The 16,872-nt window shown below is 57.0% G+C and carries 13 protein-coding genes; 4 read left to right on the forward strand and 9 right to left on the reverse strand.

Annotated features, from left to right (window positions below):
- The 4 genes from ccmA to yajC are packed head-to-tail and all read right to left on the reverse strand — an operon-like array spanning position 1 to position 3,950.
- The gene (gene ccmA, locus MWU61_RS09670) at positions 1 to 618 is read right to left on the reverse strand and encodes a heme ABC exporter ATP-binding protein CcmA (RefSeq protein WP_247128159.1); all 618 of its coding nucleotides are present in this window, start codon (positions 616 to 618) and stop codon (positions 1 to 3) included.
- Positions 618 to 971 (reverse strand): Mth938-like domain-containing protein, encoded by a 354-nt coding sequence (locus tag MWU61_RS09675; protein ID WP_247128160.1) that lies wholly within the window; start codon positions 969 to 971, stop codon positions 618 to 620. The genes ccmA and MWU61_RS09675 overlap by 1 nt, the downstream gene beginning before the upstream one ends.
- Before the next feature lie 12 nt (positions 972 to 983).
- Complete coding sequence (gene secD, locus MWU61_RS09680; protein ID WP_247128161.1) at positions 984 to 3,617, reverse strand: protein translocase subunit SecD; 2,634 nt, start codon at positions 3,615 to 3,617, stop codon at positions 984 to 986.
- A gap of 51 nt (positions 3,618 to 3,668) precedes the next feature.
- Positions 3,669 to 3,950: a preprotein translocase subunit YajC gene (yajC, locus tag MWU61_RS09685; protein ID WP_247128162.1), complete on the reverse strand. Its 282-nt coding sequence runs from the start codon at positions 3,948 to 3,950 to the stop codon at positions 3,669 to 3,671.
- A 212-nt stretch (positions 3,951 to 4,162) separates the two neighbouring features.
- Between yajC and serS the strand changes: the two genes are divergently transcribed.
- The gene (gene serS / locus MWU61_RS09690; protein WP_247128163.1) at positions 4,163 to 5,452 is read left to right on the forward strand and encodes a serine--tRNA ligase; all 1,290 of its coding nucleotides are present in this window, start codon (positions 4,163 to 4,165) and stop codon (positions 5,450 to 5,452) included.
- Here serS and MWU61_RS09695 read toward each other — a convergent pair.
- The gene (locus MWU61_RS09695) at positions 5,449 to 6,639 is read right to left on the reverse strand and encodes a DUF2235 domain-containing protein (RefSeq protein WP_247128164.1); all 1,191 of its coding nucleotides are present in this window, start codon (positions 6,637 to 6,639) and stop codon (positions 5,449 to 5,451) included. The genes serS and MWU61_RS09695 overlap by 4 nt on opposite strands.
- 108 nt (positions 6,640 to 6,747) lie before the next feature.
- Between MWU61_RS09695 and MWU61_RS09700 the strand changes: the two genes are divergently transcribed.
- Entirely contained in the window at positions 6,748 to 7,470 is a 723-nt protein-coding gene (locus MWU61_RS09700) for a tryptophan-rich sensory protein (protein ID WP_247128165.1), read from the forward strand.
- On the opposite strand, the gene der is transcribed toward MWU61_RS09700, so the two are convergent.
- From der to MWU61_RS09715, 3 genes are read right to left on the reverse strand one after another with little or no spacing between them, the layout of a single operon-like run.
- Positions 7,415 to 8,893 (reverse strand): ribosome biogenesis GTPase Der, encoded by a 1,479-nt coding sequence (gene der / locus MWU61_RS09705; RefSeq protein ID WP_247128166.1) that lies wholly within the window; start codon positions 8,891 to 8,893, stop codon positions 7,415 to 7,417. The genes MWU61_RS09700 and der overlap by 56 nt on opposite strands.
- Positions 8,894 to 8,929: 36 nt before the next feature.
- Positions 8,930 to 10,228, reverse strand: a complete 1,299-nt coding sequence (locus tag MWU61_RS09710; protein WP_247128167.1) for a PQQ-like beta-propeller repeat protein — start codon at positions 10,226 to 10,228, stop codon at positions 8,930 to 8,932.
- 42 nt (positions 10,229 to 10,270) lie between these two features.
- Positions 10,271 to 10,933, reverse strand: a complete 663-nt coding sequence (locus MWU61_RS09715; RefSeq protein ID WP_247128168.1) for a hypothetical protein — start codon at positions 10,931 to 10,933, stop codon at positions 10,271 to 10,273.
- Positions 10,934 to 11,224: 291 nt separating this feature from the next.
- Here MWU61_RS09715 and MWU61_RS09720 point away from each other — a divergent pair, with 291 nt between their 5' ends.
- A complete protein-coding gene (locus tag MWU61_RS09720) occupies positions 11,225 to 12,475 on the forward strand; it encodes an efflux RND transporter periplasmic adaptor subunit (RefSeq protein WP_247128169.1) in 1,251 nt (416 codons plus the stop codon).
- Entirely contained in the window at positions 12,472 to 16,215 is a 3,744-nt protein-coding gene (locus MWU61_RS09725; protein WP_247128170.1) for an efflux RND transporter permease subunit, read from the forward strand. Before MWU61_RS09720 ends, MWU61_RS09725 begins: the two co-directional genes overlap by 4 nt.
- Before the next feature lie 35 nt (positions 16,216 to 16,250).
- Here the strand turns inward: MWU61_RS09725 and MWU61_RS09730 are convergent, their stop codons facing one another.
- Positions 16,251 to 16,850, reverse strand: a complete 600-nt coding sequence (locus MWU61_RS09730) for an exopolysaccharide biosynthesis protein (RefSeq protein WP_247128171.1) — start codon at positions 16,848 to 16,850, stop codon at positions 16,251 to 16,253.
- Between the last annotated feature and the right edge of the window lie 22 nt (positions 16,851 to 16,872).

Raw genomic sequence — 16,872 nt, forward strand, 5'->3', positions numbered from 1 at the left:
TCATAAGAACGCCTCGTCCGACGCCCCGTCGTTGTCGGTCTCAACGGCTTTGAACGGTGTCAGGTCCAGTTCCGGCAGGTCCAGCCCAAGGTCGATATGGGTTGCAATCACAGCCGCCCCGCCTTTCGCCAAATGCTGTTCAGCCAAGAATTTCGCGAACATCTTGACGGAAAACCCGTCCAGCGACACCGTTGGTTCGTCCAACAGCAAAACGGGTCGCCCGACCACGGCCAAACGCGACAGGCCCAAGCGGCGCTTTTGCCCCGCCGATAATGTCCCCGCGATCCGGTCTTTCAGGTCTGCGATTTCAAAGTGGTCGAAGGCTGCGTCGTCCAACTTTCCGCCATGCACTTCAGCCCAGAACGCGAGGTTTTCGCGGACAGTCAGCGCATCTTTCACGCCGTCGGCGTGGCTTGCGTAGGCCGTTGTTTCGGGTTCCGCGATCACGTCGCCTTTCAGCGCAGGTTGCAGGCCCGCGATCGTCCGCAGTAGCGTTGTCTTCCCGATACCGTTCGGCCCGCGCAGCACCAGTGCCTCGCCCGCCTTCACCGCAAATCCCACGTTTGCAAGCACAGCGACACCGCCGCGCGTACAAGTCAGTTCACGGACCTCCACCATTATACCGGAATAAGGGCCACCGCGATGCGGCGCCCTTCGGACAACAAGACGTTATAGGTCCGGCAGGCGGCCGGTGATGCCATCGCTTCGACACCCAATCCAGCCTCTTCCAATGCGTCGCGGAAGTCGGTCGGCAAATGCGCAATTTCCGACCCTGTCCCGACGAACACCACATCGATGTCGTCCTTGCGGGTCAGGATCGTTTCTACGTCGTCGTATCCGCCCCACGGGGCCACGCCACCAGAGAACGCACAGATTGCTCCTTCAAACATCTGTCCGCCGATCCGAAAGAAACCCGGCCCGTAGCTATCGACCGGTTTGCTATCATCGTACTGGATTTCGTTCAGGCGCATCTGTGATCCCCCTTAAGCGTCGATGTTGGCGTATTGATTGCCGACGGTTGGCGCCTTCTTGGACCAATCCCGCTTAACGCCAAGCATCAACAGGGCTGCGGTCGCCACGAACACGGATGAATACGTCCCGATAAACACGCCCCACATCATCGCAAAGACGAAGCCACGGATTACGTCACCGCCAAGGATGAACAACGCAAGAAGCGCCAGCATCGTGGTGACGGAGGTCATCAAGGTCCGGCTGAGTGTTTCGTTGATCGAGATGTTCAGCACCTCTTTCAGCGGCTTTTGTTTGTACTTGCGCAGGTTTTCCCGCACGCGGTCAAACACGATGACCGTATCGTTGATCGAATAGCCGACAATGGTCAGAAGCGCCGCGATAATGGCCAAATCGAACTTGATCTGCAATTCCGAGAAAATCCCGATGGTCAGCACCACATCGTGGACAAGTGCCAGAACAGCACCCACCGCGAACTGCCATTCGAACCGCAGCCAAATGTAGAGCAGGATCGCGCCCACAGCCATCGCCACGGCGATGAAGGCTGTCTTGATCAATTCGCCAGACACCTTTGGACCAACGGATTCGACCGACGGGAATGTCACAGTGCTATCAATCGCCAGCAACGCACCTTTGACCGCATCAATGGTTGCGACCGCGACACTTTCCTGACCGTCTTGGGCTTGGATGCGGATCATTGCGACGTTCTGATCATCGGCAAAGTTTGGATCGAAGACTTCGGTAATCGACACATCGCCAAGGTCCAGCGGCGCAATCGCTGCACGGTATTCACCGACGTCGATTGTTTGCTCTGATTGGGTCCGGATGGATGTCCCGCCTTGGAAATCAATGCCGTAGTTCAGACCCTGATACATGAAGGAACCAAAGGCCACGACAACCAGAACCGCCGACATCCCCAGCCACAATTTGGCACGGCTGAAGAAGTCAAATGCTGTGTTGTCCTTGACCAACCTCAAGAAGCCCTTGATCGGCAAGACCTTCGGTTTCTTACGGCCATACCAGATCACGATGATCGCGCGGGTCACAAAGATCGCGGTGAAAACGGATGTGATAATACCCAGCCCCAAGGTGATCGCAAAGCCCCGCACAGGACCGGACCCTGCAAGGAAAAGGATCAACGCCGTGATGAAGGTCGTGACGTTCGCATCCAGAATGGAAGACAGCGCCTTTTCATAGCCCAGCTCAATCGCGCGGGCCGATCCTTTGGCGGTTTTCATTTCTTCTTTGATCCGCTCAAAGATGATGACGTTCGCATCCACCGCCATACCGATGGTCAACACGATCCCCGCGATACCCGGCAAGGTCAGCGTGGCACCAATCATCGACAACAGGCCGAAGATCAGGCCGACGTTGATGATCAAAGCGACGTTCGCAAAGATGCCGAACAACCCGTAGGACAGCGCCATGTAGATCAGAATGCCCAAGCCCGCGATGATACAGGCGATTTTACCTGCATCGATACTGTCTTGGCCCAATTCTGGCCCGATGGTCCGTTCTTCAAGGAACGTCAGTTCTGCAGGCAATGCCCCTGCCCGCAAAAGCACAGCAAGATTTGTGGATTCGGCGACGCTAAAGTCACCTGTAATGATGCCGGACCCGCCTGGAATGTGGCTTTGGATCGTTGGGGCGCTGATCACTTCGTTATCCAAAACAATCGCAAAAGGCGCGCCAATGTTTTCTAGCGTATAATCACCGAATTTACGGGCACCCGTTGGGTTGAACCGGAAATTCACGGCAGGACGGCTGTTTTGGTCGAACGCAGGCTGCGCGTCGGTGAGTTCCTCACCGGTCACCACAGGTGTCCGTTCGAGGATGTAATACACACCCGGTTCATCCAAAGACGGCACGATTTCGTTACCGGAACCCGGTGCTTCGCCGGGATCGCTGACACGGCCCACGACAGGCTGGAATGTTAGTTGCGCAGTCGTGCCGATCAGGTCTTTGACTTCTTCAGCGGAGCCGATGCCCGGAACTTGGATCAGGATACGGGATGCCCCCTGACGTTGGATTGTCGGTTCGCGTGTGCCTACTTCGTCAATCCGGCGGCGAATAATCTCAAGCGATTGCAGGATCGTGCGTTCGTCTACGGCCTGTTTTTCGGCCTCGGACAGGGTTACGGTGAAGATATTGCCGTTGGCCACAACTTCGATGTTGCTGGCACCCGCACCTGTCAGGCTGACAATTGGCTGGGCCAACCCGCGGACCAGTTCCAAAGCACGCGCAACACCCGTTTCTTCGGAGATCGAGAACCGCAGCACATCTTCGGGTGCATCCAGATCGCGTTGGACAAAACCAATCGCGTCACGTTCAGCAACCAACGTGTCGCGGACTTCTGGCCACATGCCATCGATCACGGACGCGTAAACCTGTTCCACCTGCACTTCGGCTAGCAGATGGGCACCGCCCCGCAGATCAAGGCCAAGATTAACTAGACCGGACGGCAGGAAATCAGGCCAAAGGCCGTAATCGGCCTCTAGCGTTTCGTTTGTTTGACCACCGTCGATCAAGACCGCCGCATCATTGTGCTTTTCCACGTTCGTGTAAAAGCCGTTGGGCAAAGCCAGCAAAAGGCCAACCGCGCAGGTCAGCCAGATCATGGTTTGCTTGAATGCAGAAATCTGGAGCATGTCAGGTGGCCTCCCCGGCCAAACGTATCGTCGTCGGTCGTATAGTCAGGCTTATTTGGCTGGTTCGGTCTTGTTCACAACAGTCGCGATTGTGGACCGTACAACGCGGACGTTCACGCCTTGTGCGATTTCAACTTCAACTTCGTTGCTGTCGTCTTTGACCTTCGTCACTTTGCCCATCACGCCACCTTGGGTGATCACCTGATCGCCACGGCGCAATGCAGATACCATTGCCTGATGTTCCTTCAGCTTCTTTTGCTGTGGACGGATCAAAAGGAAGTACATGATCCCGAAAATGAGAAGCAATGGAACGAGTGATTCAATACCCTGCATGGAGGTCCCCAGTCTGTTGAGCCGCCGCAGCGGTCGTCTGTTTATCTGTTGTCCGGACACACATTGCCCGAAGTCGCGGCACATTAGGTTGGGGGGCTAGGAATGGCAACGCGGATCGCTTGGTTTTCTTAACGCTTTTCACGGTTCACAGGCCCCTTTGTTTGAGGCATATGGGGGCACGATTTCAAATCTTCCAGACAAGGACAGAACAAATGCATGATATCCGCATGATCCGTGACAATCCCGCCGCTTTTGATGCGGCCCTGTCTCGCCGTGGAGATGCGCCTTTGTCGTCCGAAATTCTGGCGATCGATACAGCACGCCGCGAGAAAATTCAGGCCGCTGAAACGGCGCAAGCTGACGCGAACAAAGCCGCCAAAGAAGTCGGTGCAGCCAAGGGACGCGGCGACGAGGATGAATTCCAGCGTCTACGTGCGCTTGTGTCTGAAAAGAAGGCACAGATCGCCACGCTGAACGACGAAGCCAAAGCCGAAGACCAGCGGTTGACTGACCTTTTGGCGACGATCCCGAACCTGCCGTATGACGATGTGCCCGAAGGCGCAGACGAAGACGACAACGTCGAAGTCAAGAAATGGGGCGAACCGCGCGAGATGAGCTTTGCGAAGGAACACTTTGAAATTCCAGCAGCAATACCGGGTCTTGATTTCGCCACAGCAGGCAAATTGTCCGGTTCTCGCTTTGTAAACATGAAAGGCGCTGTCGCACGTGTTCACCGCGCCTTGGGTCAATTCATGATCGACGTCCATGTCGAAGAAAACGGGTTGGAAGAGATTTCAACGCCGGTTCTGGTCCGTGACGAAGCCATGTATGGCACCGACAAACTGCCGAAATTTGGTGACGATAGCTACCAGACGACAAATGGCTGGTGGTTGATTCCGACGTCCGAAGTGACCCTGACATATTCCGTCGCTGGTGACGTGCTGGAAGCCGCCGACCTGCCCCGCCGCATGACCGCCCACACGTTGTGCTTCCGGTCTGAAGCTGGTTCAGCGGGCCGCGATACGTCCGGAATGTTGCGTCAGCACCAGTTCGAAAAAGTCGAGATGGTGACAGTTTGCCACCCCGACACATCCGACGACGAACAAAAACGGATGCTGCGCTGCGCCGAGGATATCCTTGAACGCCTCGAAGTTCCGTATCGCACGGTTCTGCTGTGCACAGGCGACATGGGCTTTGGCGCGCGTCGCACCTACGACATTGAAGCATGGTTGCCCGGTCAGAACACCTACCGCGAGATATCAAGTGTTTCTACCACAGGTGATTTCCAAGCACGGCGCATGAATGCACGGTTCAAGCCCGAAGGTGGCGGCAAGCCGGAATTTGTCCATACGTTGAACGGCTCTGGCCTTGCAGTTGGGCGTGCGTTGATTGCGGTGCTCGAAAACGGACAGCAGGAAGACGGTTCAATCAAACTGCCAACTGCCCTGCATCCGTACCTGCGTGGCAAAACGGCAATCACAGCCGACGGCACGCTCATTTAATCAGGTGGTAGCAGCGGGTCCTTTCCAAGGGTTCGCTGCACCGCGTCCATGACCTTTGCCAATGTGCTGGGCCGATAATTGGCGTCACAGGCAATCCGCGCCTTCGTCACCTCAGCCACTGTTATCGGGTCTGAAGGTCCTGCCCTGTCTTGGGACAAGAATCCTAGCATACCGCTGAGCATGCCGGCTTTCTTGCTCATCACGGATTCACGCACGTTATAGCCTGCGGCGATTTTTTCGATCACCTCGGTCCGCATATCCAATCCGGCAGTCCGCGCACCTTCCGCGATCCAACCAAAACTGGCGGCCGCCAAACCACCCTTTGCAACGCCGCCGCCAATCGTTCCGTGATCGCCCGGAAACCACTCCTGACGATACGGCCAATCGCCGACGGTTGCGGGATCCAGCGTCACGTGATCCTCGCCAGCCAACGCAAGTTTGTTCAAACGGTCGAGATTATCCCACAGCGATGGCGGGAACGTCCGGCGGCGTTCGTCAATGGCCACCGCATGGCGGGCAGACGCGACGCTGCGCGACAGATCGGTATCGTGGAACTGGTATTTCTTGTTGAACAGCTTTGCCGCCGCCAAAAATCCCGGGACGCCTAACGCGCCCACTGTGTCCCAGACCCCCAAATAGGCAAGGTTCAGTTTCACACAAAGCCCTGCTTTGGTTTGCACGCGCCAGTTAAACTCGGCTTCGCTGGTGGCGGTGTAGGGCGAAAAATCACGGCGGAATAGGAAACTTTCCGGATCATCGGGCTTAGTTTCAGGATCGCGCGACCGGTATCGCGCCAACGCTTCTGGTATCCGTCCGACCGCATCGCGCGGCGGAATGCCACAAGACCGGATCATCCCCGCCAGCGAACGCGCTGTATATGCACCCCGTGAAAAGCCGAAGATGTACACTTCGTCCCCGGGTTCATAGCAGAAGACCAAGGCGCGATAGACCTCTTCGATATTCTCGGTCAGCCCCCAACCAAGCGCCCCGCCACCGAATTTATCCAGCGTTTTTGCGATCTTATTGCCGCCACGCCCCGACCCCACACCGATCTGATAGATTACATGTTGGGTCATTCCATCTTCGGCCGTGAGCCGCACCGCCTGCGCCATACGCACCACGTTCGTGGGATGTGGCGCATCATGCGTGTTCCACGTGCCGTCACAAAAAATCGCAATCCGTTTCATGATACGCTCCCTCTGGTTGCGTCAACGATCTGCGATTACCCTAAGGTCAACAAGTCCGAATTTCCTGACTTTAAGTGAACCAAACAGCGGGCCGAGAGTATCTAGGGTATGATATATGCAATCCTGACAGTCCTATTCACCGCGAGCTTCGTGATCTCGCCTGCTTTCACAACCTTCACAGGGTTTGAATCCAACCAACTGCCGATCCCGCAGATCGACCCACCGATCCAGCCTGCCGGTTATGCATTCAGCATCTGGGGCCTGATTTACGCGTGGTTGGTTGTGTCGGCCGTTTTTGGCGTCTGGAAACGCAGCGATGATCCCGCGTGGGACAAGGCACGCCCCTATCTGATCGCGTCGCTGGTCATCGGGACGCCGTGGTTATTTGTGGCGACGCAGAGCGCGATTTTGGCGACGGTGATGATTATCGCGATGGCGGTCACAGCCATCATGGCCTTGCTGCGTGCCCCCGCGTTTGACCAGTGGTGGTTCCGCGTGCCTGTGGGCCTCTATGCGGGTTGGCTGACAGCGGCGAGCTTTGTGTCCATTGGCAGCACCATGGCCGGTTATGGTGTTGTGTTCGGCAGCCTTGGCTGGGCGTACATCGGCATTATCGGTGCGTTGGTCGTGGGTCTGACAGTTTACAGCCAACGCCCCGCGCCAGAATACCTACTGACCATCGTTTGGGCGCTGGTCGGGATCATCGTTGCCAACCAAGGTGGTGAACAAACTGTGCTGTGGTTGGCCCAAGGCGGGATCGCCGCCTTGGTGATCGTTATGATTTGGAGCGGCCTTTCCGCTCGGTCGTCCCGGGCGTCGCCATATGCTTAGACAGGCGTGACGGCTGGTAGGACTTTTTGTCCTTATACGGGTTCTTGTCGCCCTGATCACGCAGGTACAGCCGGATCGGCGTACCGGGCATGTCGAAATCATTCCGCAGCCCGTTGACCAGATACCGACGATAGCTTTCGGGCACGAGGTCAGGGAACGACGACATGACCACAAATGCAGGCGGACGTGTCTTCACCTGTGTCGCATAACGCATCTTGATGCGGCGACCACCTGGTGCGGGCGGCGGGTGCTGTTCGAGCATACCGGTCAGCCAGCGGTTCAACTGCGCGGTGGTCGCACGGCGGTTCCAGACCTCATGCGCACGCATGATCGCCTGCTGGAGACGATCAAGCCCTTTGCCCGTCTTCGCAGAGACCGTCACCAATGGTGCGCCCTTCAACTGCGGCAGGAGGCGTGCGAATTCTTCTTTCAGCTCTTTGAGCTTCTCTTGCTTGTTCGCTTCGATGTCCCACTTGTTGACAGCGATCACAACGGCGCGGCCTTCGCGTTCAGCCAAATCGGCAATCCGCAAATCCTGTTGTTCAAATGGGATGTCGGCGTCGAGCAAAACCACAACGACCTCGGCAAATTTCACGGCGCGCAGCCCGTCAGAGACAGACAGCTTTTCGATCTTCTCTTGGACTTTCGCCTTTTTGCGCATCCCAGCGGTGTCAAAAATCCGCATCGGGACGCCGTCCCAGTCCTGCTGGACGGAAATCGCGTCGCGCGTGATACCCGCTTCGGGACCAGTCAGCAGACGTTCTTCACCGATGATTTGGTTGATCAGCGTTGATTTACCCGCGTTCGGACGACCGACAACGGCAATTTGTAATGGCTTTTCACGGGTTGGGATGCGGACTTCGTCATCGTCGTCGTCAGACACATCCACGTCAACATCCGGCGCATCAGCAGCGGCCCGTTCGGCGTTCGCATCATGGATCGGACGCAGCACGTCCATCAGTTCGCCCATGCCTTCACCGTGTTCGGCAGACATCCGGATCGGTTCGCCCAGACCTAGCGAATAGGCCTCGAGGATCGTCGCGTCAGCGGCTTTGCCTTCGCCCTTGTTCGCGGCCAGAATAACGTTGGCGTTTTTCTTGCGCAGGATTTCAGCGAAAACCATATCGGCAGGCAAAACCCCTGCCCGTGCGTCGATCATGAAAAGACACACATCGGCCATTTCAACAGCGCGTTCGGTCAGGCGACGCATACGTCCCTGAAGGCTGTCATCGGTCGCATCTTCCAATCCGGCAGAATCAATCACCGTGAATTTGAGGTCGGCAATCCGCCCAGCCCCTTCACGCAAATCACGCGTTACCCCGGGTTGGTCATCGACCAAAGCCAGTTTTTTCCCAACCAAGCGGTTGAAAAGAGTGGATTTCCCGACATTGGGACGGCCCACGATCGCGAGGGTAAAGCTCATTTCATTTCTCCTAGCCGGAGCGGCAACAGATGTCGCTTACCGGAAAGCGTGCAATTGCCCTGTTTTCGAGACGACGTAAAGGGTCTGTCCTGCAACAACTGGGTTTGACGCAGCACCACCTTCAAGCGGGATGGCACCGACAAGCGCGCCAGACACCGGATCAAACTGCCGGATCACGCCGTCAGACGACGCAACGATCAGACGACCGCCCGCCAGAACGGGGCCGTAATGCGCCACAACTTCGTTGGAACTGCCGAAGGTGCCAGCCTCTAGCAATCCGGGCAGTTGGACCTTCCAGACGGGTGTCCCGTCGCTGTCGTTCAAACGGACAAGTTCGTTCAGGTCGTTGACCGCAAAGACCGCATTGCCAACAGGCCAGACAGGGCTGACTGCGCCTTCTTGGGCTGTCCAAATCCGGTCGCCGTTGGACACGTCCAGTTTCACGATCTGACCCGCAAAGTTACCGACGTAAACGTCATTGCCTTTGATCACAGGATCACCCGCAATATCGCTGATCGTTGCCGCAGCACTGCCCGTCCGCGCGCCGCTGACCACAGTTGACCACCGACGCAGACCGCCTTCGGGGAATGTCGCAACAACTTCGCCAGATGGGAACGGGAACACGGCGATGCCGCTATCAACCGCAACGCCTGCGCCGCCACCAAAGACGCCAAGCGCCGGTGTCGCCGAAAGCTGCCAACGGATGCGGCCGCTGTCCACTTCCAACGCCCAGCCAGTCCCGTCGCGTCCTACGATATAGGCCAGATCACCAAAGACGGTCGGTGCAGATACGCCGGGTGCGTCAAGGTCTTGCGTCCAGACTTCGCCACCAGTTGCAGCGTCCAGCATCACAACTTCGCCAAAGCCCGTGGTCACAAACACACGGCCTGCCGCAATCGCTACACCACCGCCAGACGCATCGCGCGCCCCGTCACTGCCCGGTGTCAGGTTCACAGACCAAAGCCGCGTCCCGCTGGTCGCGGTCGCTGTCACATTTGCACGCGCATCAAGCGTGTAGATCACACCGTTAGAGACAACGGGGTCCGCTGTAATACGGGCACGCCGGCTGTCGCCTTCGCCGATGGAAGTCGCGAAGACCTGACGCGGTGTGCCTGACAATGCGGGATGGCTGAGCTGATGCGAAGCGTTACCATTGCGATGTGTCCAAGACGCATTCGCGACTTGGCCCGGCAATGAAATCGGCAAAGCCTGATTGACGATGTTCTGCTGCGGGCGAATGTCGAAACGTTCACCCGGAAGGATCACGTCTGTCTCACCACAGCCTACCAGAACTGCAAAGGCGCACACCGCGCTAAATCGGAAATACCCTGTCACGACGATTGCCCCTTCGCGATCTTATTCTTAATCAACAGCAGCTTATTCAGCGGCGGCTGGTTCTAATTCTTCGCCAAGCGCCACCATCAAGGTTTGCGCACGATCACGCAAGCCCCGAGACACTGCCGCGTCTTCCAAAATCGCACGTAATCCATTGACCGCAGCGTCAGTGTCGCCCGCGGCGACATCCATCATCGCGATTTGCTCCAGCGCGAGCAAACGATACGGCATACCGGGTGTTGCGAGGGATTGCAGCATTTGGCGACGCGCTGCTGGATCTTCGCCTTCGATCGCAATCGTGGCGGATTTAAACGTCGCTACATCGCGGTAAGCCTGTGGGATCACGTCGCTTGCCGCCAATGCATCAAGTGTGGCCTTAGCCGCAACCAGATCGCCCGAACTTTGCTGCGCCGCAGCCGTTAGCAATCCTGTGACGGCTTCTGCTGGTCCATCTGTCGTGACAGCAGCCAATGCTGTTGCCCGTTCAGCGACATCATCATTTGCAAGCGCTGCGATCAGCGCATCACCTGCCGCTTGTGCAGTGGCGCGATCTTGCGCTTTTGTCCATTCAGAATAAGCAGCCCCGCCAACCAAAACGAGGATCAGCGCAATCGCGATCCACCCGTATTTTTTGACGTATCCAAACAACTGGTCGTTACGGACTTCTTCCGAAACTTCGTTGATAAAACTATCGGTATCGCTCACGGTATCCCCCTCAGTGCGCCGCATCTTTGCGCGGGCGCAAACTGCCTTGTGCGGGGTACATATCGCGAAGGCTGGCGGATTGCCAAGGCCCCACAGCCCCATCGGCGAATTTGTGACGACACAAAGGGTTGCGGCGGCGCAGAAAACAACCTTGCGGCAACCTGCCAAACACCCTAAAACTGAACTAATTAGTTTAGTGCTCTTTTATGAAACCAAAACGCCCCTACTTACGTAGAGTTAATTAGATATGGCAATACACACAGTTGCGTCCAAAATTACGAAAGCCCGACCATGAAGATCATTCCATTCATCACCGCAATTCTGGTGGCGGGCATCCTTGGATTGCTCATCCTTGAACGGGACCGTGTCATCGCATTTGCCCAAGGGCCGGCAACTGAAACAACTCAGGTCGTGGAGACCGCGCAGGAAGCGACCGAGGAAGAACCGGTCGCAGATGCGCCCCGCGATCAAATTGTCCGTGTTGTGGCCTTAGCGTCTGAAGCCCAGAACATTGACAGCGCCGTGATTTTGCGTGGCCGGACCGAAGCCGCACGGCAGGTCAACGTGGCTGCCGAAACATCCGGTCTTGTAGTATCCGAACCCCTAAATAAAGGCGGCTACGTCAACATGGGCGACGTTTTGTGCGAACTTGATCCGGGCACACGCAGCGCCAGTCTTGCCGAAGCAGAAGCCCGCCTCGCAGAGGCACGTGGTCGTGTTCCCGAAGCACAAGCATCAATCGCCGAAGCAGAGGCACGCGTGCGCGAGGCCAACCTGAACGTCGAAAATGCACGCCGTTTGAATGAACGCGGAGTCAGTTCAGAAACCCAACTGATCAGCGCCGAAGCCGCAGCAGAAGCCGCGACCGCAGGCCTGCAACGCGCCCAATCCGGTATCGCATCTGCGCAAGCGGGTATCGAAGCGGCCCAAGCGGGTGTCGCGTCCGCAGAGGCCGAAATTGATCGATTGACGATTGTGGCCCCGTTCAGCGGGTTGTTGGAAACCGATACCGCAGAGCTTGGCACATTGATGCAGCCCGGTGCCGCCTGCGCGACTATCGTGCAACTTGATCCGATCAAACTGGTGGGATTTGTCCCCGAAATTGACGTGACCAAAGTCACCGTTGGTGCGCGCGCCGGCGCGAAGATCGCGACAGGCGCTGATGTTGCGGGTGAGGTGACGTTCCTGTCCCGCTCTGCCGATGAAACGACCCGCACGTTCCGCGTCGAGGTCGAAGTGCCCAATACAGACAATGCCATCAGCGCCGGCCAAACCGTCGAAATCGTGGTGGCTTCGGACGGGCGTCAGGCGCATCTTGTGCCGCAGTCATCCTTAACTTTGAACGATGACGGTGCCCTTGGTGTCCGGACCATCGCCGAAGACAACAAGGCGCTGTTTATGCCCGTGACCTTGCTGCGTGATACAGCCGAAGGCGTCTGGGTCACCGACCTGCCTAACACTGTGAACATCATCACCGTCGGTCAAGAATTTGTCATCGACGGCGTGACCGTCGACCCCACTTTTGCGGAGGTTGAAGGATGAACGGATTAGTCGATTGGGCTGCATCCCGCGCCCGCATGGTTCTTGCCTTCATTGCCCTCTCGCTTTTGGCGGGGGGTTTTGCGTATGTGGGCCTGCCCAAAGAAGGTGAACCCGACATTGAGATCCCTGCGATCTTTGTCTCCGTCCCTTTCCCCGGCATTTCGGCAGCAGATTCGGAAACGCTGCTGGTCAAACCGATGGAAACCGAACTGTCCGATCTGGATGGATTGAAATCCATGTCCGGCACTGCCTCTGAAGGCTACGCAGGTGTCGCACTTGAATTTGAATTCGGCTGGGACAAGACCAAGGTCTTGGCAGACATCCGCGACGCGATGAACAAAGCGGAAAGCGCTTTTCCAACTGGTGCTGACAACTATTCAATCAACGAAATCAATTTCTCTGAATTCCCGATTGTCATCGTGAACCTGACAGGCGACGTCCCTGAACGGACTCTGCTGAGGGTCGCAAAGGACTTGCAGGACCGTCTTGAAAGCATGGACGGCGTGTTAGAAGCCGGGCTTGCTGGCCAGCGCGACGAGATGTTGGAAGTCGTGATCGACCCGCTGCGTCTCGAAGCTTACAACGTCACAGCAGGCGAATTAATCAAAGTGGTATCCAACAACAACCTGCTGATCGCGGCGGGTGAAGTTGAAACGGCCCAAGGCACGTTTGCGGTCAAAATCCCGTCGTCGTTTGATGACCCGCAGGATGTTTACAACCTGCCCGTCAAGACGAATGGCGACCGCGTGATTACGCTTGGTGATCTGGCGCTGATCCGTCTGACCTTTGAAGACCGCGCAGGCACCGCCCGCTTTAACGGCGTGAACACAGTTGCCTTGCAGGTTGTAAAACGCAAAGGGTTTAACCTGATCGACACGGCGGCGGAAGTCGCCGTGGTTGTTGAAGAAGAACGCGCAAGCTGGACTCCTGAACTGCAAGCGGCCATCGACGTCGGCACATCAAACGATCAGTCGCGCGCAGTCGCGTCCATGGTCAGCCAGTTGGAAGGGTCGGTTCTGACCGCCATTGCGTTGGTGATGATCGTGGTTCTGGCGGCTTTGGGTACCCGCCCTGCTATGCTTGTTGGCTTCGCGATCCCAACCTCTTTCCTTTTGTGCTTCGCCCTTTTGGCCGTGATGGGGATCACCATTTCCAACATCGTTATGTTCGGTCTGATCTTGGCCGTAGGGATGCTTGTCGATGGGGCGATCGTTGTTGTGGAATACGCAGATAAACGGATGCGTGATGGTGCTGGCCCGATGGACGCCTACACAGAGGCCGCAAAGCGGATGTTCTGGCCCATCGTTTCATCCACTGCGACCACGCTTTGTGCCTTCCTGCCAATGCTGTTCTGGCCGGGTGTGCCGGGACAGTTCATGGGCATGCTGCCCGTCACACTGATCTTCGTTCTGTGTGCGTCCCTTGTCGTGGCGCTGATCTACCTGCCCGTGATGGGCGGCGTTACAGGCCGGATGAGCCGCATGTTCGGCTGGGCGTCTGATTGGATGCGTGCGCATCTATGGTGGGTCGTGCGTGCAGCCCTTGTGCCTGTCGCAATGATGGTCACTTTTACCGGCGCAATGTTGACATTGAACCCCGCGTATTTGTCAGGCGAGGCTGTGCAAACCTCAGGCTTTTTCGCGTCCTTACCGGGCATGTTACTGTTCATCCTTGGCGCGATCCTAACATCCATCACGCTCGGTTCTGCCACGATCACGCGCAAACAACGGATGATTAAGGCTGGCTATCGCCGGTCGCTGTTCGGGCGTTTCATCCATTTCATCGCGGGCAATCCGATCATGCCGATTGTGGCTGTGGGGGCCGTTGGTTTCTTTGTCATGTCCACATTCACGTACTTTGGGGCCAACAATAATGGCGTTGAATTCTTTGTGGAATCCGAACCGGAACAGGCCATCGTCTACGTCCGTGCACGGGGCAACCTGTCGCTCGAGGAAAAAGACCACCTCGTCCAACAAGCGGAAGCCGTTGTTCTTGGCCACCCCGGTGTGCTGAACGCGTTTTCATTTGCGGGCGAAGGCGGACTGAATTCCAACACAGGTGGTGCTGAAGGCCCGCGTGACACGATTGGCCAAATCCAGCTGGAAACGATCCCGTGGGAAGACCGCGCTGACCGCCCTGATCTGGACGGGGATATCGTGCTGGCAGAACTGCAGGAAGAATTGAACCTGATCCCCGGCATCCAAACCGAAATTCTGGCCCAAGCCCGTGGCCCTGCTGCAGGCAAGCCAGTGCACCTGCGGATCAAAGGCGAAAACCTTGACGACCTGAAAACCGCCACGGCCCTTGCCCGTGCGCAGTTTGAAGGAACACCGGGTCTGACCCAGATCGAAGACACACTCCCCCTGCCCGGCATCGACTGGCAGATCGACGTGGATGTCGAAAAAGCAGGCCGTTACGGGGCTGATGTGGCGTCGGTTGGTGCGATGGTGCAGATGGTTACGCGGGGTATCCTGCTTGATACGATGCGCGTGGATAGCTCGGATGAGGAAATCGAAATCCGCGTCCGTCTTCCTGAAAACGACCGCGTTTTGTCCACGCTTGATAGCTTGCGCGTGCGGACTAATGCGGGACTTGTACCGCTGTCAAACTTCATCACACGGACGCCTGTCGCGAAGCTGGCGCAAATCGACCGTGTGGATCAGAAACGGTATTTTGACCTGAAAGCAGGCGTTGCAACTGATCTTGCGCAAATGACAGATACGGACACTGGCGAAAACCTTGCCGTACTCACTGAAACCGAAACGGCGACAGATGGTACGGTGCAGATCAATGCATCAACATATGAAATCGTGTCAGTCGCTGACGGCGTAAACCGCCAAGACGTGATCGCCTATAGCGGTGAAGGAAACGCCACGGCAACGCCTATCACCGCGAACGAACGGATCGCGGGGCTAACCGAATGGCTGGACACCAATCCCCTGCCCGCGGGCGTCGATTGGGAATGGACCGGCGACCAAGAAGACCAAGCCGAATCCGGTGCGTTCCTTATGAACGCTTTCATGGGTGCGCTGGGTCTGATGTTCATCATTCTGCTCGCGCAGTTCAATTCGATCTATAACTCGATCCTCGTGCTATTGGCCGTGGTCATGTCCACTGCTGGCACGTTGATCGGGATGTTGGTCATGGATCAGGCGTTTTCGATCATCATGACTGGTACGGGGATCGTCGCCTTGGCGGGGATCGTCGTGAACAACAACATCATCCTGATCGACACCTATCAGGAATACAGCCAATACATGCCGCGATCAGAGGCGATCACACGCACCGCCGAAGATCGTATTCGTCCGGTTTTGCTGACCACCATCACTACGATGGCAGGGTTGGCACCGATGATGTTTGGGCTCAGCCTCGACTTCATGAACGGCGGCTATTCGGTCGATAGTCCGACGGCGTTGTGGTGGAAACAGCTGGCAACGGCCGTGGTCTTTGGCCTTGGAATTGCAACCATCCTGACGCTGGTCTTCACGCCGTCCATGTTGGCGTTGCGGGTCTGGGCCACGACCTACGCGCTGTGGTTCGCACGCCTATTGGCGCGTCTGTCGATGGGCCGTGGCAGCAGCTACGCACGTGACTGGGCACTGCGCCGCGAGGCAAAGCGCATCAAAGCGCCAGAGGTCATCTGGACCGAAGATGAAGACGTCGTTGCGCCGGAACAAGAACCTGAAATGCCGGACGAAAAGCCGAACGTTGTGTTGGCGCCGGTTCAAGCCGCTGAATGAATAATTCAAATGGGCCGCATCACGCGGCCCTTTTGCTATCCAAAGATGCTGGAATATACGAAGAACGGCATCGACAAAGCCCCGCCAACCAAGGGCAACCCGAACAGCACAAACAGCCCATCGCGGCCGATAACGCCCAGCATTGTCAGGGCGATCCCCGCACCTGCGATGCTTGATGAAAACGGTACGAATTCGAGCACGGGCAGAAAGACACCCGCAACGGCACAGATCCCGAACAAGACGTGCTGCCCCGCCCTGCCTACGACTCCGCGTAGGCGCGCCCGACGGAACTTGTCAAAGAAAGTACCAAACCGGTGCAACGTCGACTGCAGCTTTGCGACGCGATCTGCGGTCACCGTTCTCCTCATTAGAAAATCTGGCAACCAAACGGTCTGGGTCCCAATGGCGGCCTGCCCCGCAATCACAAAAATCAGCATACCGAACACAGTCGATGCAAAAGGCACCCCGCTAAGCGGTGACGCAAGCACAAGCGCCGACATCAGCAGCACAGTCGAAAACGCGGTGCGCCCGAACGTTGATATGACGTCCCCGAAGGTCGCGTCACCATTGTGCGTCACTTCGTCAAGTTGGGACGCGATGTCGTCGATTGGATGTGCGGCGGCGTCATTTGCCATGGAATGCCTCTAATGAAGTCTG

Origin of the sequence: Loktanella sp. F6476L, assembly GCF_023015725.1 — a bacterium.
GTDB lineage: Bacteria > Pseudomonadota > Alphaproteobacteria > Rhodobacterales > Rhodobacteraceae > Yoonia.